This window comes from Granulicella sibirica (assembly GCF_004115155.1).
Taxonomy (GTDB): domain Bacteria; phylum Acidobacteriota; class Terriglobia; order Terriglobales; family Acidobacteriaceae; genus Edaphobacter; species Edaphobacter sibiricus.
Genome location: NZ_RDSM01000001.1, coordinates 1,476,060 through 1,498,508, shown reverse-complemented (window position 1 = coordinate 1,498,508; position 22,449 = coordinate 1,476,060). Strand labels below are relative to the sequence as shown.

23 protein-coding genes and 1 pseudogene are annotated in these 22,449 nt (G+C 58.6%); 14 read left to right on the top strand and 10 right to left on the bottom strand.

From position 1 onward, the window contains the following. Positions 1-16: 16 nt before the first annotated feature. Positions 17-472: a hypothetical protein gene (locus tag GRAN_RS06275; RefSeq protein WP_128912093.1), complete on the bottom strand. Its 456-nt coding sequence runs from the start codon at positions 470-472 to the stop codon at positions 17-19. 376 nt (positions 473-848) lie between these two features. Between GRAN_RS06275 and GRAN_RS06270 the strand changes: the two genes are divergently transcribed. The 4 genes and pseudogenes from GRAN_RS06270 to GRAN_RS26930 form a co-directional block, all read left to right on the top strand. Continuing rightward, positions 849-2,489 carry an outer membrane protein assembly factor BamB family protein gene (locus GRAN_RS06270; protein ID WP_128912092.1) on the top strand — a complete coding sequence of 547 codons (1,641 nt, stop codon included), beginning with the start codon at positions 849-851 and terminating at the stop codon, positions 2,487-2,489. Between the two features lie 330 nt (positions 2,490-2,819). Then, positions 2,820-4,052 carry a pilus assembly protein TadG-related protein gene (locus GRAN_RS06265; protein WP_161570869.1) on the top strand — a complete coding sequence of 411 codons (1,233 nt, stop codon included), beginning with the start codon at positions 2,820-2,822 and terminating at the stop codon, positions 4,050-4,052. 69 nt (positions 4,053-4,121) lie between these two features. After that, positions 4,122-4,613, top strand: coding sequence for a TadE/TadG family type IV pilus assembly protein (locus GRAN_RS06260; RefSeq protein WP_161570868.1), 492 nt, complete (start codon positions 4,122-4,124; stop codon positions 4,611-4,613). 5 nt (positions 4,614-4,618) lie between these two features. Then, positions 4,619-4,819, top strand: a pseudogene (locus GRAN_RS26930) (TadE family protein); the annotation flags it as partial. An 11-nt stretch (positions 4,820-4,830) separates the two neighbouring features. Here GRAN_RS26930 and GRAN_RS26070 read toward each other — a convergent pair. Continuing rightward, positions 4,831-5,001, bottom strand: a complete 171-nt coding sequence (locus tag GRAN_RS26070; RefSeq protein WP_241654364.1) for a hypothetical protein — start codon at positions 4,999-5,001, stop codon at positions 4,831-4,833. Between the two features lie 146 nt (positions 5,002-5,147). Between GRAN_RS26070 and GRAN_RS06250 the strand changes: the two genes are divergently transcribed. After that, on the top strand, positions 5,148-6,476 hold the full coding sequence (locus GRAN_RS06250) for an ArnT family glycosyltransferase (protein ID WP_128912088.1): 1,329 nt from the start codon (positions 5,148-5,150) through the stop codon (positions 6,474-6,476). A gap of 105 nt (positions 6,477-6,581) precedes the next feature. Here the strand turns inward: GRAN_RS06250 and GRAN_RS06245 are convergent, their stop codons facing one another. Beyond that, positions 6,582-6,944 carry a DUF192 domain-containing protein gene (locus GRAN_RS06245; protein ID WP_128912087.1) on the bottom strand — a complete coding sequence of 121 codons (363 nt, stop codon included), beginning with the start codon at positions 6,942-6,944 and terminating at the stop codon, positions 6,582-6,584. Between the two features lie 502 nt (positions 6,945-7,446). Here GRAN_RS06245 and GRAN_RS06240 point away from each other — a divergent pair. The 6 genes from GRAN_RS06240 to GRAN_RS06215 all read left to right on the top strand — a co-directional run bounded on the left by GRAN_RS06240 (position 7,447) and on the right by GRAN_RS06215 (position 13,223). After that, positions 7,447-7,626: a Flp family type IVb pilin gene (locus GRAN_RS06240; RefSeq protein ID WP_128912086.1), complete on the top strand. Its 180-nt coding sequence runs from the start codon at positions 7,447-7,449 to the stop codon at positions 7,624-7,626. Positions 7,627-7,704: 78 nt separating this feature from the next. Beyond that, complete coding sequence (locus tag GRAN_RS06235; RefSeq protein ID WP_241654363.1) at positions 7,705-8,259, top strand: A24 family peptidase; 555 nt, start codon at positions 7,705-7,707, stop codon at positions 8,257-8,259. Continuing rightward, positions 8,256-9,101 (top strand): Flp pilus assembly protein CpaB, encoded by an 846-nt coding sequence (gene cpaB, locus GRAN_RS06230; protein ID WP_128912085.1) that lies wholly within the window; start codon positions 8,256-8,258, stop codon positions 9,099-9,101. The genes GRAN_RS06235 and cpaB overlap by 4 nt, the downstream gene beginning before the upstream one ends. A 134-nt stretch (positions 9,102-9,235) precedes the next feature. Continuing rightward, on the top strand, positions 9,236-10,546 hold the full coding sequence (locus GRAN_RS06225) for a type II and III secretion system protein family protein (RefSeq protein ID WP_161570867.1): 1,311 nt from the start codon (positions 9,236-9,238) through the stop codon (positions 10,544-10,546). Between the two features lie 39 nt (positions 10,547-10,585). Then, on the top strand, positions 10,586-11,869 hold the full coding sequence (locus GRAN_RS06220; RefSeq protein WP_128912083.1) for a CpaE/TadZ family protein: 1,284 nt from the start codon (positions 10,586-10,588) through the stop codon (positions 11,867-11,869). 1 nt (position 11,870) lies between these two features. Next, the gene (locus tag GRAN_RS06215) at positions 11,871-13,223 is read left to right on the top strand and encodes a TadA family conjugal transfer-associated ATPase (protein WP_128912082.1); all 1,353 of its coding nucleotides are present in this window, start codon (positions 11,871-11,873) and stop codon (positions 13,221-13,223) included. An 80-nt stretch (positions 13,224-13,303) separates the two neighbouring features. Here the strand turns inward: GRAN_RS06215 and GRAN_RS25415 are convergent, their stop codons facing one another. After that, entirely contained in the window at positions 13,304-13,579 is a 276-nt protein-coding gene (locus GRAN_RS25415; protein ID WP_161570866.1) for a hypothetical protein, read from the bottom strand. Positions 13,580-13,669: 90 nt separating this feature from the next. On the opposite strand from GRAN_RS25415, the gene GRAN_RS25410 reads away from it, so the two are divergent. Continuing rightward, positions 13,670-14,203, top strand: a complete 534-nt coding sequence (locus GRAN_RS25410) for a type II secretion system F family protein (protein ID WP_161570865.1) — start codon at positions 13,670-13,672, stop codon at positions 14,201-14,203. 3 nt (positions 14,204-14,206) lie between these two features. Further along, positions 14,207-15,109 (top strand): type II secretion system F family protein, encoded by a 903-nt coding sequence (locus GRAN_RS06205; RefSeq protein ID WP_128912080.1) that lies wholly within the window; start codon positions 14,207-14,209, stop codon positions 15,107-15,109. 22 nt (positions 15,110-15,131) lie between these two features. On the opposite strand, the gene GRAN_RS06200 is transcribed toward GRAN_RS06205, so the two are convergent. Together GRAN_RS06200 and GRAN_RS06195 are read right to left on the bottom strand one after the other, a co-directional pair. Next, the gene (locus tag GRAN_RS06200; RefSeq protein WP_128912079.1) at positions 15,132-16,559 is read right to left on the bottom strand and encodes an ATP-binding protein; all 1,428 of its coding nucleotides are present in this window, start codon (positions 16,557-16,559) and stop codon (positions 15,132-15,134) included. Beyond that, positions 16,556-17,299, bottom strand: a complete 744-nt coding sequence (locus GRAN_RS06195) for a response regulator transcription factor (protein ID WP_128912078.1) — start codon at positions 17,297-17,299, stop codon at positions 16,556-16,558. Before GRAN_RS06195 ends, GRAN_RS06200 begins: the two co-directional genes overlap by 4 nt. A gap of 117 nt (positions 17,300-17,416) precedes the next feature. Here GRAN_RS06195 and GRAN_RS06190 point away from each other — a divergent pair, with 117 nt between their 5' ends. After that, positions 17,417-18,181, top strand: a complete 765-nt coding sequence (locus tag GRAN_RS06190; RefSeq protein WP_128912077.1) for a hypothetical protein — start codon at positions 17,417-17,419, stop codon at positions 18,179-18,181. Between the two features lie 45 nt (positions 18,182-18,226). Here the strand turns inward: GRAN_RS06190 and GRAN_RS06185 are convergent, their stop codons facing one another. The 4 genes from GRAN_RS06185 to GRAN_RS06170 form a co-directional block, all read right to left on the bottom strand. Next, on the bottom strand, positions 18,227-18,703 hold the full coding sequence (locus GRAN_RS06185; protein WP_128912076.1) for a hypothetical protein: 477 nt from the start codon (positions 18,701-18,703) through the stop codon (positions 18,227-18,229). 66 nt (positions 18,704-18,769) lie between these two features. Then, complete coding sequence (locus GRAN_RS06180) at positions 18,770-19,786, bottom strand: amidohydrolase family protein (protein ID WP_128912075.1); 1,017 nt, start codon at positions 19,784-19,786, stop codon at positions 18,770-18,772. Next, complete coding sequence (locus GRAN_RS06175; protein WP_128912074.1) at positions 19,783-21,048, bottom strand: acyl-CoA dehydrogenase family protein; 1,266 nt, start codon at positions 21,046-21,048, stop codon at positions 19,783-19,785. The genes GRAN_RS06180 and GRAN_RS06175 overlap by 4 nt, the downstream gene beginning before the upstream one ends. Next, the gene (locus GRAN_RS06170; protein ID WP_206662707.1) at positions 21,045-22,379 is read right to left on the bottom strand and encodes an MFS transporter; all 1,335 of its coding nucleotides are present in this window, start codon (positions 22,377-22,379) and stop codon (positions 21,045-21,047) included. The genes GRAN_RS06175 and GRAN_RS06170 overlap by 4 nt, the downstream gene beginning before the upstream one ends. Positions 22,380-22,449 lie beyond the last annotated feature (70 nt).

Genomic DNA, 22,449 nt, shown 5'->3' with positions numbered 1-22,449 from the left:
GCTACAGAAGTCCGACTTAGCGGCCGCTTATGTATGCCTGCTGAAGATCCGTGACGCACTCGGCGCCGGCCTTCTTCTTGGACTCGGTGGTGGTAGCGTCGTAGAACGATGTCGAGTCTCCTTTGAGAGTCGCATGCATATGGATGGAGGAGGAGAACGACAAGCTGTAGTTGGAGCTTGGCGTGCCATCCTTATCCGTTTTCTGCGAGCTGGTCCCCTCGTGCGCCGACTTTTTGTCAAAGGTCAGCGTGATATCCGCGAGGTCGGGATCGTCGACAACGGTGAGCTTACCCCATCGCTTGAGAGCCTCCGTGGCGCCCTGCTCGACGGCTTCATTGTGCGTGTTGTTGAAGATGATGACGGTCTTGGCGGTGAAGACTGGTTTGGGCAGGGGGAGTCGATTGCTTTGGCACAGAGCGAAGCCCGGCCACAAGGCGACTGCCAACGAGAGCGTAGCGACGAGACGTTTCAAGGTCTGTAACTCCTCTGACGCACGAGATAGGCCGGGGAGGGCTTCCGCTTTGTATAGCAGACCGTGGGAACGCCGTAAAGGACTCGCCGGCGCCTGCCACCCGGATGGGAGGCGCTTCCGAAATGATTGTTTCTGGTTGTGTAGCTGCCTTCAATTCTTTATCGTGTGGTGGTTCGCCTGTTGATATGTTCATTAACGGCAACAGGCAGCGTAATCGCTTGGCAACGAAAGACAATCTTGATACGATCCTCGCGTTCGCAAGTTTGCCCGTTTACCTGTTGCTCCCTCATGCACATCTGAATCTCATGGTCCACGATCAATGGGGTTGGCGTGCGTTCTCCCATGTACGGTGTCACCACCCGCGACTCAGGCATAAATGAAAAACCCGATTCATGTCTCCTCATTCCCTTTCGTTTTCCTCGCGCTCCTTTCACTTATCTCCGCCTTCCCCACACAGGCGCAGAAGGTTGAACTTGGAGCAGTCGAATGGCCCACTTCCGGCCAGAACGCGGAGAACTCCAGAAGTCAGCCTCTGGAATTCCTCATCAACGCTTCCAACGTAAAAGACCTTAGCCAGAAGTGGGTCTTCGAAGCGGGCGGCGATGTCTACGCCACGCCGACCGTAGCCGGGAATGATGTCTATTTCCCTGACTCCGCCGGAAACCTCTTTGCTGTCAAGAAAGACGATGGCTCACTGCTATGGACCCATGCTATCTCCGACTACCTGGGTGGCACGGGAGCCCGGTCCCGCACGAGCCCTGCCGCGGACAGCACCCAGATTTACATCGGCGACTTTCCTGGGACCAACCAGGTCCAGACGGGCACTCATGTCATTGCAGTCGATCGAGAGACAGGCACCTTGCGCTGGGTTACCCAGGTCGATAACCATCCGGCTGCATTTGTAAGTGGGTCTCCGGTTGTCTTTGACGGCCTGGTCTACGTTGGTGTCTCTTCCAGTGAAGAAGGCCAGGCCGAGAATCAGAAGTACGAGTGCTGCACGTTTCGGGGCAGCATCGTCGCCCTGGACGCAAAGACCGGCAGGATTGTGTGGAGAACATACGATGTGCCGGACAACGATGGCCAGCCCGGCGGCTACAGTGGCGGCGCCATTTGGTCGTCGCCCGCTGTCGATCCGGTGCGCAAGCTCCTCTACACCGGAACGGGTAATAACTACACTGTTCCGGCCGAAGTGGCAGCTTGTCAGAAGGCGAATCCAAATGCGGTCTGCACCTCTCCCGACGATCATTTTGATTCAGTCCTTGCCATGGATCTGAAGACCGGCAAGATCCGGTGGGCAAGGAGGCTTCAAGGCAGCGACACCTGGACACTGGTCTGCATTCGCCCGATGCTTCCGCAGACAAACTGCCAGGTGCCGACGAGCCCGGATTTCGACTTCGGGTCAGGTCCCAACCTGATTGGAAACCTCGTCGGCATCGGTCAGAAGAGCGGCATCTACTGGGCTCTCAATGCGAATGACGGCAAAGTCGTCTGGAGCACCCAGGTTGGACCAAGCGGAACGGTAGGGGGCATTCTCTGGGGGACCGCCACGGATGGGAAAAGAATCTATGCTGCCATCGCGAATGACCTCGGCCACCCTTACACGCTTCATCCTTCCGGAAAGACGATCACATGGGGCGCCTGGAGCGCACTGGACGCACGCACGGGGAAAGTCCTCTGGCAAACGCCGGACCCTGTCGCGGGCTCGGTCGATGCGGGAGCGGTAAGCGTTGCGAATGGAGTGGTATACGCGGGGTCTTATTCAGGCCAGATGTATGCGATGAGTTCCGCCACCGGGAAGATTCTATGGAGCTTTGCGAGCGGTGGGTCGGTCGCGGATGGACCGGCGATCGTGGATGGCTCTGTTTACTGGGGTTCGGGGTACCGCAAGTACAAGACCGGGAACAACAAGCTCTTCAAATTCACCTTGCCGGGCCTGACTGATTCGTTTTGTCCGGAGCGAGTGGGATGTGGGGTCAGTCGCGCAGCGGACGCGCCCTCCGGCAAAGAAGAAAGATGATGACTGGGTGGACCTGGCGCATTAGAGCCGGAGGAGGCTAAGTCTCGTCGGGCCGCCTGTTATGGCACAGGTTCGACGTCCGCTCAATACCGGCAACGCAGCACCCTGCGTCACAAGAGTCGTACGCTAACTGGCACCTCTATTTGAACTCATCTCGCTGTTTGACCGATATATCTCGCGTGTATGAGAGATGACGGCAGCGACGGGTCTCCTGGGATGCTCTCTCCGAAGCGACGATCCCCCGTTTCCCGTTCTGAGCGCGGTTTAAGCCGTCTCTATCGACGCGTTTTCCGGTCATCTCTTCGAACTGACGAGTCTGGACAGACCCTGGTGCTCGCCGCCGTCTGCATGGTCGTCATTGTGGCCTTTCTAGGGCTCTCGATCGATAGCGGCGTGCTTCGCTATAGAAAACGCCAATTGCAGAATGCCGCGGATGCTTCCGCGCTTGCAGGCGCGCTTGAACTCTCGGCGTGCGGCGCCGCCGCGAACTGCGCGGCAATGCGGACCGCTGCACAAGCCGCACTCACAGAGAACGGCCTCACCGCGAGCAGCCTTCTCGTCAATTGCGCCACAGGAAACACGCTTCAGCTTCAACTGACACTGAACAATCCGCCGTGCGCCCTTGCGGGCGACCCGAACCTGGGAAACAGTACTTATGTCGAAGCCGTTGTCTCCGCCCCGGTCTCGACAGTCTTCGCCAAAGTAATCGGTATCGATACCGTCAATATAGCTGCTCGCGCCGAGGCTACTGTGCCTCCGTCGCCCTGCGTATACCTACTCTCCCAGAGCACGAGTCAACCCTCGTTGACGCTCATCAACCAAACCATCCAGGCTAAGTGCGCCTTCTACCTTGGGCTCTCCTACAACTTCAATGGCGGCTCCTCCAGCACGGGAAGTCCTTATTTCGTGGCCGGCGGTCCATCCGGCAGTACGGGGACGATCTCCCCTTCGCCTTCCTTCAATTCCCCCAGGACAACGGATCCATTAGCGAGCCTTCCTGTTCCCACCTACAGCGGCTGCACCCAGACGAACTACAAGGTCACCGCGGCGGCAAATCTTCAGCCCGGGACATACTGCGGGGGCCTAACCATCAATACGAGCTCAACGGTCACTCTGGCTCCGGGCACGTACGTCATCCTTGGGGCACTTACGATCAACGGGCCAAATTTGAGCGGTTCAGGAATCACGTTCTATGTCTCTCAAGGAAACGGGTTCAGTTATGGGGCGAGCTCGATTCAGAACATCAACGCAACCTTGTCCGCGCCGACTTCGGGCAGCCTGAAAGGCATTCTCTACTTCTCGGATCGCACCCTCCCGGCGGGAAACGCCGGCCTGACGCTGGCGAACTGGAATCCGGGCACCCGATTGGATGGGATCTTCTATCTTGCGGGCCAGGAGATAACCGGATCGAACGTCACCCTTCAAGGGAATAACTACTTTGGATTGGTAGCTGACTACTGCGAACTGAATAACAGCGGATTTTCCCCGAGTACCAACTACGCTTCTCTTGTGGGTGGAAGCCCCTTTCCATCCGCGAAAGCGGGGAGCGTCGTCGTGCAGTGATCCATCGGGCCGAATTACGCAAGAAGGACACGGAATGAGAAACATCTGCTCAAGACTGGAAATAAGACTGTGAACCCTATCTCTCGAATCCGCGGTGTCTCATCCATGCCAGGTCGTTCCTCGGTCCGCTCTCTCGGCACGGAGCAAAACGGCCAGGGCCTCGTTGAACTGGCCCTGCTTCTCTCGCTCTTTGTTCTCCTTCTGGCCGGCTCGGTAGATCTGGGTCAAGCCTGCTACGCCGCCATCGAGGTGTCCGCGGCCGCGAGCGCCGGCGCCCAATACGGAACACAGCATCCCACGGACACTGCCGGAATGCAGCGAGCCGCTTTACTCAATGGTCCAAACCTCAATAACCTGACTTCGTCTGCCAGCTGGGGCTGCGAATGCTCGGACGGAAGCTCGAGCTCTGTTTCCTGCACGGCGACCCCGACTTGCAGTGTGACGACCGTTAACTTCGTGAACGTCAAGACATCCCTGATCTATACACCGGCCCTCAATATCGTCGGAATTCCCTCCAGCATTATCCTGAACGGTAACTCTCGCTTGCGCACCAATCATTGACGCCGATGACTTTCACACAGAGGATCTCCCGATTACCGCCATTCTGTCTCACCGACTCGAAGCTGTGGAAGCTTGTCGAGCAGGAGAGCGGCAGCGCTCTGGTTGAATTCACCTCTTCGGCTATCATTCTGTTCACGTTGGTCTTCGGAATCATGGAGTGTTCCCGAGCGGTGTATGTGAATCATTTCGTCGCCAATGCGGCACAGGAGGCCACGCGTTACGCCATGGTTCGTGGCGCTTCCTGGACATCGAGTTGCGCCTCGGCCACTGCGTCCAATTGCGTCGCGAACAGCAGTAACGTCACAGCCTTTGTGCGCTCGTTATCCTCCCCCGGCGTTGTCCCATCGAACCTGGCGGCCAGCACAACATGGCCGGGGACAGATGCCACCGGAGCATCTTGCCTCTCCTCCTCCTCCGTCCCGACCAATGCTGCGGGATGTGTTGTGACAGTGACGGTTACCTATCCTTTCTCGTTCGTATCTCCACTACTTCCGAACAATACCCTCTCGCTCACCTCCACCTCTAAGGTGACCATTGTCCAATAGAGATCATGGGAGCGTCTCGCCGTACGGCGAACCCGAGCGAGATCGTACCGCAATCGTGATCGCTACCGCGCTTGTCTCGCGCCTGCTCCTCGTACTCTATGCGAAGGTTTATTTTGCTCCGGGGTGGTTCTTCTCCCGAGGCTTGGAGATGGGACTTCTCGCCGACTCGTTCCTCCGGGGAAAGGGCTTGAGTTCGCCCTTTGGCATGGAGACAGGACCGACGGCCATCGTGGCTCCGGGATATCCGCTCCTGGTTAGCTTTGTCTTCCGTCTGTTCGGAAGCTATACATCGGCCTCGGCGCTCTGCCTGATGCTCTTCGGTGCCGTCTGCAATGTGGCGACGGCGTATCTCATCTACAGGTTAAGCCGGACGATCGCCAGTGAGCGGAGTGCTTTCTTCGTTTCGATCTTCTGGACATGCTCTCTTCCGCTGATCTGGATGCCAACGATCTTTTGGGAAACGAATCTGTCCGCCTTGTGTCCGATCGGACTTGCTTCGCTCTTGCTTTCCAGGCGGAGGGATACAACGAAATTCTGGTGCGTCTGTGGAATGCTATGCGGAACGGCCGCTCTGTTTAATCCAGCACTGGCCCCATGCCTGACACTCATCGTCATCTATACGCTTTTCAAGGCTCCCGCCCTTGCCAAACGATGGCGCTTCGTCTCAGTCTGGTCTCTCGGAGCCGTACTCTTGTATTCTCCGTGGCCACTGCGCAACGCCCGGGTCTTTCACGCCTGCGTGCTTACGCGCACCACGGTAGGGTTGGAACTGTGGATGGGGAATAACGAGCACGCAACCGGCTTCCTGGATACATCACTCTTTCCGACATATAACCAGGCTGAGTTGGCGGACTATAGAGCAAGGGGGGAGATTGACTACATGGCGCATAAAGGTCAGATGGCGGCAGACTTTATCCATGCACATCCGTCCATCTTTCTCACGATGTCCGCGCGGCGCGTCCTCCGCTTTTGGACCGGTACCGGAACTTCGGGTGGGTCGGTTCTCTTTGGGCTTCACGCAACCCTGACGCTGATATTGGGCGGGTTCGGCCTTGCTCTACTGTGGCAAGGCGCAAGGAGGGACATCTGTCTGACGATGTTGATCCCTTTGCTTGTCTTCCCGCTTCCGTATTACATAACGCATGCCGAGTTCCGCTACCGGCTCGTGGTTGACCCTGTCTTGACAGTGCTGGCGGCGCCGGCGATCAATTGGCTATTGAGGAAGCGTTGGCAATCGGCGGGGACATGGGCAACGAATATCGCGCCCGGTGCTCTCCAGCGTTCTTCGGCTGCCATGGAGGAAAAATCGCCCAACTAGCATCGGGAGGGAGTTATTCGACCGAGGGTCTTATAAAGCTGCGGGAGAAAGATCCCGGACGGGGAGTTCCATTTGAAACAGCACTGGAGAGAGTTACGCAGATCGCTATCTCTGCGCAGGAGTCGCGCGGAGCACATCTCCCAGCCTGATGGAGCGCGCATCAATCTCCCCCGCCGCAAGTTCAAGCACGCTTCGGACATTGGTACTGATGGAAGTCACGCGTTGCGGTTTGAGTCGCTGCCAGACTTTGATGACCCGCATGCTCCGATCCAGGCCTACGACGTCGATGGCGAAGCGCATTCCGATGGTGTGGACACCTGAGGAGGGATCGATCCACAATCCCTCCCCGGCGGTTAGCGTGCTTCTTCCAAGGAGCCCTACGAGACGAGTCAAGGAGTTCGCGGCATATTCGATGCGATCTCCTATTTCCGCGCCGCTTATATGGTTGCGAATGACGACCGTCTGCATAGAGTTCCAATCAAGTAATTAAAGCGCGTTCGAGGACTTCCGACGGTACACGAGAGCAGCGAGCACGATCACGGCCAGCACCGCCGCGATAATGCGAATGGTTGAGATATCCACCTTGAACCTCCTCTCCTCAGCTATTTGAATCCGAGATCATGGGCAATTTCCTGTTGTCACCGCAGAGTGAAAGAGGAGGGTTGTGGTTGTCCCGTCATGCTGCGAAGTCTGTTAGAACCTGCGGCAAGGAGCGATCTGAGGGCCGCCGTCTATAACGGCATCTCCGATCCAATGTTCAGGACTGTGGCTACAACTTTTGTCCCTTGCGCATCCCCCCCATGGGCGCGCAGAAGCTTGGGCTAAGTCACTTGATCTGCCGATATAGACGCGCAGTCTAGGTAGGGCAAGCACATGCGTGAAGTCCTGCAAGCCGGCATGTGATTTTCGGAGCAGTATCTTGTCGCCGGCTGACCTAACAACAAATATCAATTATCAGGAGAGCATACTAATGAACATCAAACAGATCATCTCTAGGCTTGTCCGGGAAGAGTCCGGGCAGGATCTCATCGAGTACGCCCTCGTCGCAGCGCTTATCGGACTCGGCGCGGTCGCAACCATGAAGACCTTCGCAACCACACTGGGCAGCGCCTTCACCAAGATCGGTACCACTCTAACCAGCAACGTCTAACCGTGGAAGGGTCCAGCCCCGCTTCGGTGGACCGTTCCTCTCAGTGTGTGCTCTATCGTCAACATGATCCAGGCCCAAATGACCACCTACGATGTCACACATAATCTCGCCGCGATGCTGGCGCTTGGCTGCGGCCTGATAGGGGCGTTGACCGATGTGCGCACCCGCCGCATTCCGAACTGGCTCACAGGACCGGCGATGCTCGCGGGGCTGTTGCTACACTTCGTGGCAGGCGGTTGGCGCGAGTGTGGGAGCTCTTTCCTCGCGCTTCTTGCGTGCGGCGCGGTGTTCTTCGTATTTCACCTCGCGGGAGGCATGGGCGCCGGGGATGTCAAGCTGATTGCGGCTGAGGGTTGTTTCTTGGGACTGGCCAGCGTGGGTCCGCTCCTGGTGTGGACTGCTCTCTGCGGTGGATTGATGGGAGTCATCCTTGCGGTCAAGCGCGGCGCAGTCCGGCAGACCCTCTCGAATGTCCTGGTCTTGACGGCGCATCATGGCAGAAGTGGATTGACGCCGCATCCGGAAATCAATGTGCTTGAAGGCAATACTCTCCGCCTGCCATACGCCCTGGCCATCGCATCGGGAGCCATATTGACAATAGTGCTGCAGTCTTCGGTGAGTCTGCCCCGATGAACCTTCAACGCTTACTTTGCGCTCTGGTCTTCGCATTGGCCTGCTCCGGGCTGCTCACCTGGCAGTTGAGCAAGCACATGGGACATGCCGCTCCTCCTGCGGCCAGTCCGGTAGCCACGCGTGACGTCGTTGTTGCAGCCCACGATATCCATAACGGCGAGCGGCTGACAGCCTCGTCGCTCGCGGTGGTTCGTTGGCCAGTGTCCGTGCAGTTTCCGGGCGCCTTTACACGACCTCAGGACATCATCGGACGGGAGCTTCTGATCTCGGTGTCCGCGGGCGAGCCGGTCGTTGAGCATTCCCTGGCCGGGAATGAAGTCGATAGCGTCGCAGCGTCCGTACCGGATGGAATGCGCGCCGTATCCATCAAGATGTCCGATGAGGCTGCTGGACTTTCGGGTCTGATCGCTGTGGGAAGTTATCTCGACATTCTTGTGAGTTACCACTCCGATACGGATGCAACGTTTGTGAGCTCGATGGTCGTGCAGAATGTCCGGGTCCTGTTTCTTGGAAGAAAGGGGACCCCGGCAGCGGACAACACGCATCCTTCCGATGAGACGCTCACCCTTCTCCTGACTCCGAACGAAGCAGCCCGGCTTGCGGTAGCAGGTTCTCAGGGGAAACTCACCTTTGTTCTTCGCAACCAGTCGGATAAGTCGTTGTCCAGTTATATCCCTCAGCTAACCCTCGCCCCGCCGGGCTCGTCGCTGGGCCGCGCGGCCGGCAAATCGCCTGCGCCGTCCGGAAAAAAATCTGCGGGCCAGTCAACGGGCGCCTTCAGCGTGGAAACCCTCTCGGGCGGAAAATCTACGGTTCAAACATTCCAGGCAGGCCAACCATGAAAAATCTGCTTAGGTATTGGAGCCAACTCATTTTGCTTCGCCCCCGCGCCTGTATCTCACTCATCGTTCTCGGTGTCACTGGCAGCGTATCGTGTCAGACCACCGCTCCTGGCAGCGCCACAACGAGAGATTCCTTGCAGGTCACCACTTCGCTCGATCAAGCGGCACAAGCATCGCAGCCCGCGACGGACACGATTCATCTAAGTGTGGGGCACACACTCTTTGTGAATACAAAGTCGAGGGTAAGTCGTCTCTACGTTGGTAATCCGACGGCACTCGAGTCCTATATTGTCAGCCCGAAGCAGATCCTCCTTACCGCGAAAGCTCCGGGGATCGTCTCCGTCGTCCTCTGGGATGAAAAGAACCAGATGCAGAATTACATGATCTCCAGCGAGCTTGATCTGGATCCGCTTCGCAGTGCCCTCAAAGGAGCTTTGCCGGGCGAGAGGATTGCCGTCGAGGAACATCAGGGGCGCGTGACACTTACCGGCTCCGTCACGACCCAGGTCGCCTCGGACGCCGCCGAGAAGCTAGCCGCTCAATTTACTAAGGACGTTGTGAATTCGTTGAACGTGAATTCCACGAACGCCAAGCAGGTGCAGCTCAAGGTGCGTTTCGTGGAAGTCGATCGCTCGAGACTCAATCAGTACGGAATCAATATCTTTGCTCCGGGCCCCGGTAACTCAGTCGGATCTTCGGGGACCTCGCAGTTCTCCTCTCCAGCGACACTTACCAGTGGAGGCACCGGTACTGGTCTGCTGGTTGGAGGGAATACGCTGACCATCAGTAATCCGTTGAATTTCCTCTTCTACAGCGCCAGGGCAGGCGTTGGAGTTTCGGTGCAAGACCTCGAGAATAAAGAAATCGTACAGATCCTCTCCGAGCCCACTATCACCACGCTCAATGGGCAGCCCGCAAGCTTTCTCGCAGGTGGCGAGTTCCCCTTTCCCGTGGTGCAGGGAGCATCCACCGGCGCTACCTCGATTACGATTCAATTTCGCCCATATGGCGTAAAGCTCAATTTCACACCGAAGGTCAATGAAGACGGGACCATCGAGCTGAAGGTGTCGCCAGAGGTAAGCTCACTCGACTACACCAATGAAGTTTCCATCAGCGGATACACCATTCCTGCCATCTCCACCAAGCACGTGGATACACAGGTGGTGTTGCGCAGTGGACAGAGCTTTGCGATCTCCGGTTTGCTCGACCGCCGCACAACCGATGCTTTCGCTCGGACCCCGGGTATCGCCAATGTTCCGATCCTGGGAGCGCTCTTCAAGTCCAAGGGAGTCAACCTGTCTACCTCTGAGCTCATCGTTGTGGTGACCCCAACAATAGTCGATCCAGTGTCGGACAGCACACCACCGGCTGAGCCAACGACAGTTCGGCCATTCTTGAACGAAAAGAAGTTTGATACGGGATTTCCGACGATTCACACGCCGTAGTGCGACATAGCGGACTTACTACTCTGGAGATGCAGGTCGATGATGAATACAGTTGACTCCGATGCGCTGAACATGACGTTGCTGTCGGTGTGTGTCTCCGAGGACATCGTGAGCGCAGCCCTCGATGTCGCCATGGAGCGTCAATGGACCGTGACACGGGCCAGTTTCGATAGCTACATCTCATCGCGCCGCCGCCCTCATTTTCCTGACGCGCTGAAGGCTGGAGACGGCTGCATCGCTTTGATTGACTTCGAGAAGGATCCGGATCAAGCGGCCGAAGCAGCAGCCTTCCTGCGGCAGGTCTTCCCCGGACACCTTGGGATCATGGCTGTGTCCGGCAAGGCGGAGATGCCGTATATGCTGGCAGCCATGCGTGCCGGCTGCACGGAATTTCTGAACCTTCCCTTGGCTCCGCAAACACTGCACAATGCATTTCATGGTGTGGAGCAGCAGCTTGCCGCTCGCACATCCACTCCGCAAACGGCGGGCACCGTCCTTTCGATGCTGGGCGCAAAAGGGGGCGTTGGCACGACAACCCTGGGAGTCCATCTAGCGATTTACCTGTCACAGAATAATAAGAAGAAAGTGCTCCTCATCGATAGCAAGCCGCAATTCGGACACGTGTGTATCTACCTCGGGGCCGACGGCAGTTCGTGCCACTTCCAGGAACTTGTAAGCAACGTCAATCGTTTGGATAGTGAGCTTCTGAAGTCATTTGTGAGCAAGCACCCGAGCGGGGTCGAACTCCTGTCTTCGCCCGATGTCGGGCAGATCGCTCGCCAGATGTTCCGGGAGGAGGTTGTTCCTACCCTGGAGTTTCTCCGCGGCGAGTACGATTTCGTCATCGTCGATTGCGATAATCTGGCTGACGACTTGACACGGGCGATCGTAACAGCATCCTCCCAGGTCTATCTGGTAGCCACTCCGGATATCACGGCTATACGCGATCTATCGCGACACGTGGACGATCTAGCTCGAATGGATAGCGCGATCGATGTACGAGTCGTCATCAATCGCTATTCCTCCCAATTCGCGGTAAGTCTTGAGGAGATAGAAAAGGCCATTCGCCTGCCTGTCAGTTTCAGTATCCCAAACAACTACATCGAGCTCGTCCGTTCGGCGAACCTTGGTGTCCCGGTGAGCGCTGATGGCAAATCCGGCTTCACCATCGAGATCACCAAGTGGGCACAATCCCTGGTGGGGCTCGTCGAAGAGAAGCTATCGGTGAAGGTGCCCACCACAAAATCCCATCCCTGGGCCTCTCTGAAGCAACTTGTCTCGTCGATCGGCACGAGAGCCCAAGCCGTGGAAAAGAGGGCATAGCATGGAATCCCACGGCACTGTAGCTCCCCGGTTTAACTACGCGGCACCGGTTCGACCGCAGAATGGTCGTGTCAGCATCGTCGCGTCGCAGCAGGACATCAAGTCTCGAGTCCATAAGGACCTGATTCAGCGCCTTGACCTCGAGAAGCTCTCGGAATTCCAGAGCACTCGAGCCGGCCAGCAGCAACTCCTGTCCATCATCCACCAGTTGCTGACAGACCAGACGACCCCGTTGAGCACGGCGGAGCGTAATACGCTAGCGCAGGAGGTACTCGACGAAGTATTTGGCCTGGGCCCCTTGGAACCCCTGTTGCACGATCAGTCCATCAGCGACATCCTCGTCAATACCGCCAGCTCCATCTATGTTGAGCGGCACGGTCTCCTGGAAAAGACCGACATCACCTTCAGTGACAACCGTCACCTCCTGCAGATTATTGACAAGATCGTTTCGAGTGTCGGCCGCCGAATCGATGAGTCATCCCCAATGGTGGATGCTCGCCTGCCCGATGGATCGAGAGTCAATGTCATCATTCCTCCCCTCGCCGTCGATGGGCCGATACTTTCGATTCGTCGATTCGGACGCTCTCCGCTGGGTGCGGCAGACTTAGTGCGCACGGGCATGCTGACACAGCCCATGCTCGAACTTCTCGCGGCAGCCGTGAAGGCGCGGCTGAATATTGTCGTCTCAGGCGGCACCGGTGCCGGAAAGACTACGCTGCTCAACGTCCTCTCAGGCTTCATCTCTGAGAAGGAGCGGATTGTCACCATCGAAGATTCAGCCGAATTGCAGTTGAAGCAGGCGCACGTCGTTCGACTTGAGACTCGCCCGCCAAACGTGGAAGGCAAGGGAGCCGTGCGGCAACGCGAGTTGGTGATCAATGCGCTGCGAATGCGCCCGGATCGCGTCATCCTTGGAGAAGTCCGCGGAGAGGAGACGCTCGACATGCTCCAGGCTATGAACACTGGACATGATGGCTCCATTACGACGGTCCATTCCAATACTCCGCGCGATGCCATTTCCCGCATGGAAACAATGGCCATGATGAGTGACATGCGAATGGCGGAGCGGGCCATCCGCACTCAGATCGCTTCTGCCGTGCACCTCATCATCCAGGTTTCCCGTATGAGCGATGGTTCGCGGCGGGTCACTCACATCACGGAAATCACTGGCGCTTTCGATCAGGTCATCAATATGCAAGATATCTTCCTCTTCGAGAAGAAGGGCCTGGACGCACAGAACAAGGTGAAGGGCCGGTTTTATGCCACTGGGATCATGCCTAAATTCTCTGAAAAACTTACGGCGGCTGGCATCAACTTTCCTCCTGGTCTGCTGAACCATTCCATGGAGATCTGAGGTTATCCTTGCTCCTGCTTCTGTCCGCTATCGCAATCGTAGGTTTGTTCCTACCCTTCGTTCTTCTGGCTGGCCGCGTGTCAGAAGAAGACCGGCGGATGCAGGCACGTTTCTCGATGCTGCAGGTCGGCGGCGCGGGCGGATTGTCGGCCAGCAGCCAGATCAATCTCCTCAAGAAGACTGAGTCGGAATCCTCGCATGTTCTGGAAGCTGTCGTAGGTAAATTCTCCGCGCTCCTGAAGTTGGAGTCGCTCCTGCTGCGGGCAAATAGTCAGCGAACGCCGCAGGTACTGCTTCGGTGGTGCGGTCTCGCGGCGATAGCGGCTGTTGCGGCGGTATTTCTCTGTGGCATTCATAGTCTGTCCGCGGAACTCGTAGCTGGAGCGATAGCCTCTTGCGGACCGATATTCCTGCTCAGGTGGCAGGCCACGCGCCGGACTGCAGCCATGAATAAGGTTCTGCCTGAGGTGTTGGACATGATGTCTCGCGCCTTGCGCGCCGGACACTCCATGTCGGCGGCGATCGGCATCGTGGCCGAAGGGGCGGCGGAGCCGGCAGGCAGTGCTTTTGGCGAAGTGTTTCGGCAACAGAAGTTCGGGCTGCCTATGCGCGACTCGCTCTCCGAGTTGGTGCGCCACTATCCCTCGCAAGACCTCAAAGTTCTGGTGACAGCGATCCTGGTACAGCGTGACAGTGGAGGCAATCTGGTCCAGATATTGGATCGAACCTCCGCCGTGATACGCGAGCGTTTGAAGTTGCAGGGTGATGTAAGGGTACATACCGCTCAGGGACGCCTTACCGGTTGGATCCTCTGTCTGCTTCCTATCTTGATGCTCGGGATGCTTGCTCTCACGAACCCCGGTTACGTCAGCGTCCTGTTCAACAATCCTCTCGGGCAAAAGCTTATGTATGGTGCCGCATGTCTGCTTTGCCTTGGCGGCTATCTGATTCACCGGATAGTCAAGGCAATCGAGGTCTAGAGAATGAACGCAACTACGCTTTTCCTCGTCATGTTTCTCGGCTCTTGTTGCTTCCTCTTGCTTTGCTTGCCCTGGATTCGTCGTTCTTCTCCCGAAGCCAAGAGAATGTTGGCCCTCGTAAAGAGCAGTCGCGAGGATAAACGAAAGGTAGGCATGGGCGAACGGTTTGCGGACTCCCTTTCGCGACAGGTATCCAAAGTCAGTAAACGTTCCGGCAAGAAGAAGAACGAGAAGATGCTGAGGCGTTTCGGAGAAGCGGGTCTCCGAGGATCTTACGTGTCCGATCTCTTCTTTCTGACACAGGGAGCCGGGGTAATCCTGGGTGGCTTGCTCGGGAGTTTCGCCCCTTCTAACTCCTTCTTCTGGATGTTGATTTGCGGAGCAATAGCATTCATGCTCCCTGACATGTGGTTAGGCTCGAAGCAGAAACGGCGACGGGAGAGTATTCGACGAAGCATCCCGGACATGGTCGACCTTCTTGTGATCTGTGTGGGAGCCGGTCTCGGCCTGGACCAGGCTCTTCAACGCGTGACCGAAGAACTCGCCCTCTCTCATCCGCAGATCGCGGAGGAACTCGAACGCGTTATGCTCGAACGAAGCGCGGGAGCATCCAGAGTCGAAGCGTGGCGCGCGCTGGCGAATCGCACTCGGATCGAAGAGATCGGTGCCTTTGTGAACATGCTGTCGGAAACAGATCGCTTCGGCTCGCCGATCACAAAAGCCCTGAGTGATTTTTCTGATGAACTTCGCAGCAAGCGCCGTCAGCATGCTGAAGAAGCCGCTGCGAAAACCAAGGTCAAGATCATCTTTCCGCTGGTATTTTGCATTTTCCCGTGCATCTTCCTCGTCTTATTGGTGCCGGCGATCTTAGCGTTTATGCAGAGCTTTAGCGGTTTTGCTCACTGACACCGAACGAAGAAACCTCGGCTTATCCTTGGGAGGTGGAGATTGGGAGCGCGACGCAGCAGCGCGCACCCTGGGTGACCTGCTCATCGAAGAAGATACGTCCGCCGCTCCGCGCAACGATGAGTTTTGCGATGGACAGGCCAAGCCCCGCCCCACTCTTTGAAATCGTCCCTGTCGAGCTGCTGGTGAAGAATCTCTCAAACACGCGATCGTACTCGTTCCTGAGGATTCCAGGGCCGCTGTCGTGGATGCACACCTGCAAGACAGGCGTTCTCTCGTACTGCTCGCTGGAGTAGCTAATGCGAATCGTGGATCCGTCGGGCGAAAACTTTACTGCGTTATGCAGCACGTTGAGGAGGGCGACGCGAACAAGACTTCGATCTGCCGTAAGAAGTCCCGCGATGACCTCGTGCTCCTTGCGAATGGTCAGCTTACGCTCCTCGATGATCACTTCGAGCAGAAGCAGGATTTCGTCGACCACCTCCTGCAGGGAGAACGTCGTCTGCAAGGTGGCGTCCGAGGTGGTTTCCGCACGCGAGAGCAGAAGCAGCCCCTCGATCGTTTGATTGAGACGAATTGTTTCTTCAAGGATGCTGCCGACTGAGTCACGATACTCGCTGAGCGTTGTGTTTCCCTGGAGTGCCAGCTCGCCGGTAGCTCGAAGAGAAGCGAGCGGCGTCCGGAGTTCATGCGCGGCGTCTGCCGTGAACCGTTGAAGCTGTGCGAAGGCCTGTTCCAGGCGCTCCAGAAGATGGTTCATGACGCGAGCCATGCGTCCAAGCTCATCCCGCGGATTCTCTATCTCAATCCGATCGTGGAGATTGCTAGCCGTAATCTGCTCGGCACGCGCAGCCATGAGTTCAAGCGGACGAAGAGCCCTGCGGGCGAGGCTGTATCCGGCAAAGCCTGCAACGAGCAGGCCGACCGGCGTCGCCAACAGAAGAAGCAGGAAGAAATGAAGCATGCGATCCTGCAGCGGGGCCAGACCATACGCGAGGCGGATGAGAACAGGCCTTCCTTCCACCGGATGCAGATGGCTGATCGCAAGGACACTTGTACCATCGGCGAGTTGAGTGGATCGTTGGTTGAACGTTCCTGCTCCTTCGCCTGCAAAGGCCGGCCCACCGAGAGGGACCCCATGCAGTGTGTCACTCCGGTAAAGTACCGTTCCCGTGAGATCGCGAATCTCCATCATGCGATCGACAAGAAGCCGCGACTGCGGATGAGAGTGGTAGCTCTCCTGAACCCGGAGCGCACCGGAGGGGTCGAAGTAGAGCAGGCCTTCGACCGTCTCGACATCCTGAATCTCATCGTGGAAAATCTGGTGCTCGAGCAGAACGTACTGAAAGGCGAAGACGATCCCGATATAAACCGTAAGAGTCAAAGCGAGGATCGCGACATACCACAACGCAAGCCGCGTGCGGATATGAGTCGGACGGGAGAGCCTCACGGTGCAGGCTCCTTCAGGATGAAGCCCATGCCACGTACGGTGTGCAGCAGCTTGATCGGGAATGGGTCATCAAGTTTTCGCCGCAGCCTCGCCATCTGTACGTCGATGACATTGTCCAGCGGAGTGAAGCGGGAGACCTCCGACCAAACATCCTTGGCCAGCATCTCGCGCGAGACCGTGTTGTCGCGATGATCGAGAAGGTAGATCAGGAGATCGAATTCACGCGGCGTGAGATCGATCGGCGTGCCGGAACGGCTCACCCCCCGTGTCTGCTTGTCTATCTTGAGATCTGCGAGATGCAGAGAGGTCGCGGCAACCGGAGTCGCGATGGGAACGCGGCGCAGCAGAGAAGCAACCCGGGCGAGAAGCTCCGGAAAGGAGAACGGCTTACCAAGATAATCGTCGGCCCCCGCGTTCAGGCCGGCGACTCTGTCTTCAACCGAGTTGTGTGAGGTCAGGATCAGGACGCGGATGTCCAGCTTCTCCGCTCGGAGCTGTTTCAGAATCTCCAGGCCGCCGCGCTTTGGAAGCGTCAGATCCAGCACGATGAGGTCTGGAGGCATACTGTGGACGAGGAAGAACGCATCCTCGCCGCTTGGAGCGACTGTCGTCTGATAGCCCCGCTGACCGAGGCCGGAGGCGAGGGACTCGGCCATTCTCGCATCGTCTTCCACGATCAGAATTCGAGCTGACGCAAGCGCTTCCGGCAAAGTCTGCCCCCCGAATCGATCATTCTCCATCGCATCGCTTCTCCGCAAGTTTCTGACATAAATGTCAGGATCTTGTAAGGAATTGGTAAGGGGGTTTCATGGTCCACTTCGATTGTTGCCGGATATCTATCTGGCCGAGGTGCCCGGATGAAAACAAATTACCTCCCTCTACTCGCTCTGCTGACGGCCTCCACAGCCTTTGCCCAGGTCTCCCGCCTGGCTCCCGGTACGACCCTCCCCATCACCTTCGACCATGGCATCGATGCGAGCCGCGCGCACGCTGGCGACACAGTCTCGGCGCACACGACGCAGCTCGTGCAACTCGCGGATGGAAGGCTGGTTTCGGCCGGTGCTCATGTTACCGGACACGTTTTGGCGGCTGACGCCTTCCACTTCGATACAACGCATTACGCCACGCAGAGCCCATCGAATCTGGCGATCCGCTTTGACACCCTCGATGGAAGCGGAGTCCACGTCCCCTTGACCGTCTATGTCCGTGCACTCGCTGATCCTACGACTGTGTGGGATGCTGCCCGGCCCCAGGCAACCGACATGGATCCCCGCGGCACGACGACCCAGATCGGAGGAGACCAGGTGACTCCATCGCAGGATGAGGTGCTCTCATCGCAAGGCGACATCGTCGGGTACAGGCATCATGGCGGTGTCTATGCTCATCTCCTCTCCGCCTCGGGAGGATGCAGCGCGGGCAACACCGAGCAGCCCGTAGGCGCCTTCTCGGCAAGCGCCTGTGGCCTTTACGGTTTCACGGGATCATCGCTTACCGGAACAGGAAGGACAGGTGAGCCGTCAACGCTCGCGCTCACCTCGACACACTCCTCGCCGAAGATCTGGGCTCACAGCGCGGCGCTCCTCGAAGTCATTCCACAGACGACGGCAGTCGCCGCGCGCTAGCCCCACGCAGTTCTTGATGTTTTGCATCCATGTCGCGAGTGTGTGCTAGTTCGACGCATCGAGATTGACCACATGGATGGGCAGGTCCCAGTGGTTCGTCGTCAGCTCCCAGCGGCGGTTTTCGTCATGCCGGAAGGTGGCCTGATCGGGAAAGAGTTGCTTGCCTACCTCCCCCTCGGACTGGCCCGGAGGCGCGTCGGCCGAGGCTCGAACGATGATGATGCGGTAATCCCAGCGGGAGTCTTCGCTGGTATGGAGGCTCGGGGCGTAGACGGTGAAGTCTTTGACGTAGCCGAGCTGCTTCTGCCGTTCGAGGATGGCGATCTGGTACTTCTTGAAGATCGCCCACCACTCGTCCTTGAAGCCGTACTTCGTGCGGTAGACCCATTCTTCGATCACTGGCTTGGGCGTGGGCGCGGCGGCCTGCTGGGCAGATAGAACAACGGGCGTTGCGGTGAGGGCCGTAAAGGCGAAGAGCGCAGCAAGCAACGGTGCTGCGGCGAGGTGGACGAGGGGCTTCATGAAGCGTTCTCCTGATGGGTTCTGGTTCGGTCGTCTAGGTGTCTAGGAGTCCGGGAATCTCGGAATCTAGGAGCGGACAAGTTGCTTGAGAAGGTGTTCCCCGTTGCCTGCGAGAAGAAGAGATTTCTGCTTGTGGGAAAGACCGCTTTGCTCGACGACTTCTAGGGTGCGCTGGCTGGGGACGAGCGGGTAGTCCGAACCAAAGAGGATGCGGTCGGGGCCGAAGACGCGGTAGGCGGAGGCAAGGGCGTTGGGGCCTTGTCCCATAACTCCGGTGTCGATGAAGACGCGCTTGAGCGAGGCGGGTACGTCGGGATCGGCCTCTGGGCGTGAGCGTGTGGTGATGGCCTCTTCGAGGAAGGACAGGGTTCCGCCCAGCATGGCTATCTGTACGGTGACGTTGGGGTAGCGGTCGAGGAAGCCGCCGAGCGTGAGGGTGATGATGGACGCGGCGAAGTGGGAGTTGACCTCGAGGAGCCAGCGGGCCCAGGCGGCGTCCTGGCGAAGGGTGGAAGACCATTGGCCGGGGATGGATGGGTGCGCGGCCCCGGTGTGGAGATAGATATGGCTGTGGTTGCGCTCGGCCACTTCGAAGATGGGGCGAAGAGTCTCGGCACCCTCGAGCGTGAGGAAGGCTCCGACGGGAAGGACGCCCCCGATGAAGCCATAGACATCGTGGGCGCGCTGGAGCTCGGCGGCGGACCAGGCAATGTCCGCTGTCGGAAGGGCGGCGAGACCGGTGAAGCGGTCGGGGTGTTTTCGTACGAGCACGGCGAGGTCTTCGTTCCATGCCTTGAAGAACGGCACGGTGAAGTCGGCTTCGAGGACACCGTCGAGACCGAAGGTCGTGGGCCACGATATGACCTGCCGATCGACTCCGGCTTCATCGAGATGAGCGAGGCGCGTGGGAATGTCGTGGAAGCCTCGGTCGAGGGCAAGGCTTGGGCGGGCGAGGGCTTTGCCGGCTCCGGTATAGGTGAGGGTGCCATCCTCCGAGCGGCGCAGGTACGGTGCTTCCGTGCGGGCGAGCAGGAGGTCGATGGAGCGGGGGGAGAGCCAGTGATTGTGCCAGTCGATGATCATTTTGTTTCGTCCTTTCTCTCTTCTGGTGTGGGCTTGGGGAAGTGGGAGCCGAAGCGGGTGAGGGTTCCGTTGAGGGCGTAGTCGCCGACGGTGCGGACGGAGTGGACGAGGGGATCGTGCGATGCGAGGGTGCGGACGTTGCGCCAGAAGCGGTCGAAGCCCTCGGCGTCGCCGGTCATGGTGCCTCCACCGAACTCGAAGGTTTGCGGGGTAAGTTCGAGGGCGAGGCGTGCGGTGTAATAGCGGAGCGCAAGAGTCTTGACGGCGATCTCGTTGCGCTCTTCTTCCGTGATGTTGCGACGGCGGTCCCATGCCTCCTGTAACTCGGCGATGACGCGATCGAAGTAGCCGAGGCCGGCCTGCAGCTTGATCCAGGCTTCGCCGAACTGGGCCTGGACGAGTGGGTCGGCGTGGGTTGGCGGGGCGTTCTTGGCGTGGACCTGGCGCTTGCGGTTTCGGGCGTAGTCCTGTGCCGTATCGAGCGCGCCCTGGATCGAGCCGAGGTAGACCGCGGAGTAATAGACGGCACCGAATGTGGTCCAGAAAGGGATGGGCTTATCCTGTACGCCCTCGTGACGCCAGGGGATGACTTCGTCGGGATGAACGCGGACGTTCTTGAAAGTGACGGTGCTGGAGTCGGCTCCACGAAGGCCGATGGGATCCCAGTCGCCGTGGAAGGTGATGCCCTCGCGGCTGGTGGGGACGACGCTGTAGATATAGCGGTCGAGGCCGGTGTGAATGGCTAAGACGGTGGTGACGTCGGCGAGTGGGGCGCCGGTGTTCCACTTCTTTGTGCCGTTGATGGTGTAGCCACCGTCGGGATGAGGCTCGGCGAAGAAATCACGGTTGACGTACTGGGTGACGTTGCCCCATAGCCAGCGCTGTTCGGTAGAGCGGCGTAGGATGGCGGCGTTGTCGCCTTCGAAGTCGAGGAAGAGGGGTACGGCCGAGTTGTAGTAATGGAAGGCGAGCAGTGCGCCGAGAGAGCCGTCGGCGCGGCCAATCTCAAGGACAGACCAGGCTGCGTCGTGGATCGAGCCACCGCCGCCACCATGTTCCTTTGGATAGAAGAGAGACAGCAGGCCGCTGGCTCTCAACGTCCTGAGCTGTTGGAATGGCTTAATTTTTTCGCGATCCCGATCGATGGCGTGGGTGCGGAAGTCGTCGGCGAGGGAGCGTGCGATGGTGAGCCAGTCTGTCGGGCGATGGTGTTGAGTGGGTTGCGTTGCGTCTTCGAGGGCTTCGGCGGTGGAGAGGCTCATCGTGATGGGATCCCTTCAATGTGGCTTGCTGTTTGGGGGAGGCTGCGGGTGGCGAGCCAGATGGCCAGGGCGGCCCAGAGAAGGCCCGCCGTGAAGTAGGCCGTGGGAGCGACGAGGATGGCTTTCTGAAGCCCGAAGTGATCCGAGAGAATGCCGATGAGCTCAGGGCCGACGATGCCCGAGACCCCGGTGGAGATGATGGCGGAGAAGGAGCCGGCGCTGATGCGATGTTCGGGCGGAACGGTCTCGACGACCAGCGTGGTCAATGTTCCGGCGCTTGCTCCGAAGGCGCAGACGAAGGTAATGATGAAGGCCTTGGTGACGGCGAGATCATGCGAGGTGTAGGCGAGGTAGGCAGCGGCGGCGGATAGGAGAGATGTGAGGCTAAGGAAGCCTGCGAGGCCGCCGCGAAGCTTCTGCAATGTGAGACCGGCGAGATAGCCGCCGATCAATCCGACGGGCAGGGTATAGAGCTGGACGCCCGCGAAGAAACCCGCGGCTTCTTTGTTAGTGAGGCCATAGACGCGGTGAAGGTATGCGGGGATCCAGATGAGCCCTGCCTGTGCGATGAAGAAGACGAGCAAGGCGACCGCGTGCGCGATGTAGCCGGGATAGCGTAAGACCTGCAGCAGTTCTCTGGATCCTGGCTTCGCTGCTCGAACAATTGCTCCATCGGCCTCGCCCGGGCGTGGCTCTTTGAGGAAGAGAAGGCCTACGGCGAGCACGAGGCCGGGGATGCCAGCGACGAAGAAGGCGTGGTGCCAATCGTAGCGGCTGGCAATGGTTGCGCCAGCCCACAGCGCTACGGCATAGCCGACCTTGTTGCGCAGCATGAAGAGGGAGAAGACGAAATTGCGCCACTTCGCGGAGTAAAGATCGGCGAGCCAGCTTGGAGCGAGACCGTTGTAGGCGGCTTCGCCGAAGCCTGTGGTGGCGCGCCACAGTAACAAGCCGGCGAGACCCGCGGCGAGGCCGCTGCCAATGGAGGCGATGCTCCAGAGGAGGATGCCCGCGAGGAGTACGCGCTTGCGCCCGAAGCGGTTGGCGAAGAAGGCGAAGACGGGCGCACCGGCGATGCCGGCAAAAGTGAGCAGGGAAGCGGTGCGGGAGAATTGCTCGTCGGTGAGGTGGAGGCTGGTCTTGATCGGCGTGAGGAGCGAGCTGATGATGACGGCATCCACAACACAGACGACTCCGAGCGCAAGCAACAACGCCAGGGAAGCGTGTCGCGAGAAACTGCCGAGCGCGGGTCGTGAGGGTGCGGCGGTCTCTTGCCCGGAAAGAGCGGGCAAGGGGACTGAAGGGACTGCGGGGCTGAAGGTGCTCATCATCTCTCCTCGTGTTGTCGTTCTCGCGGAGCCGGATGCTTCGCAGCTCCGCGAGCTCTGCTCTCATGCGGGC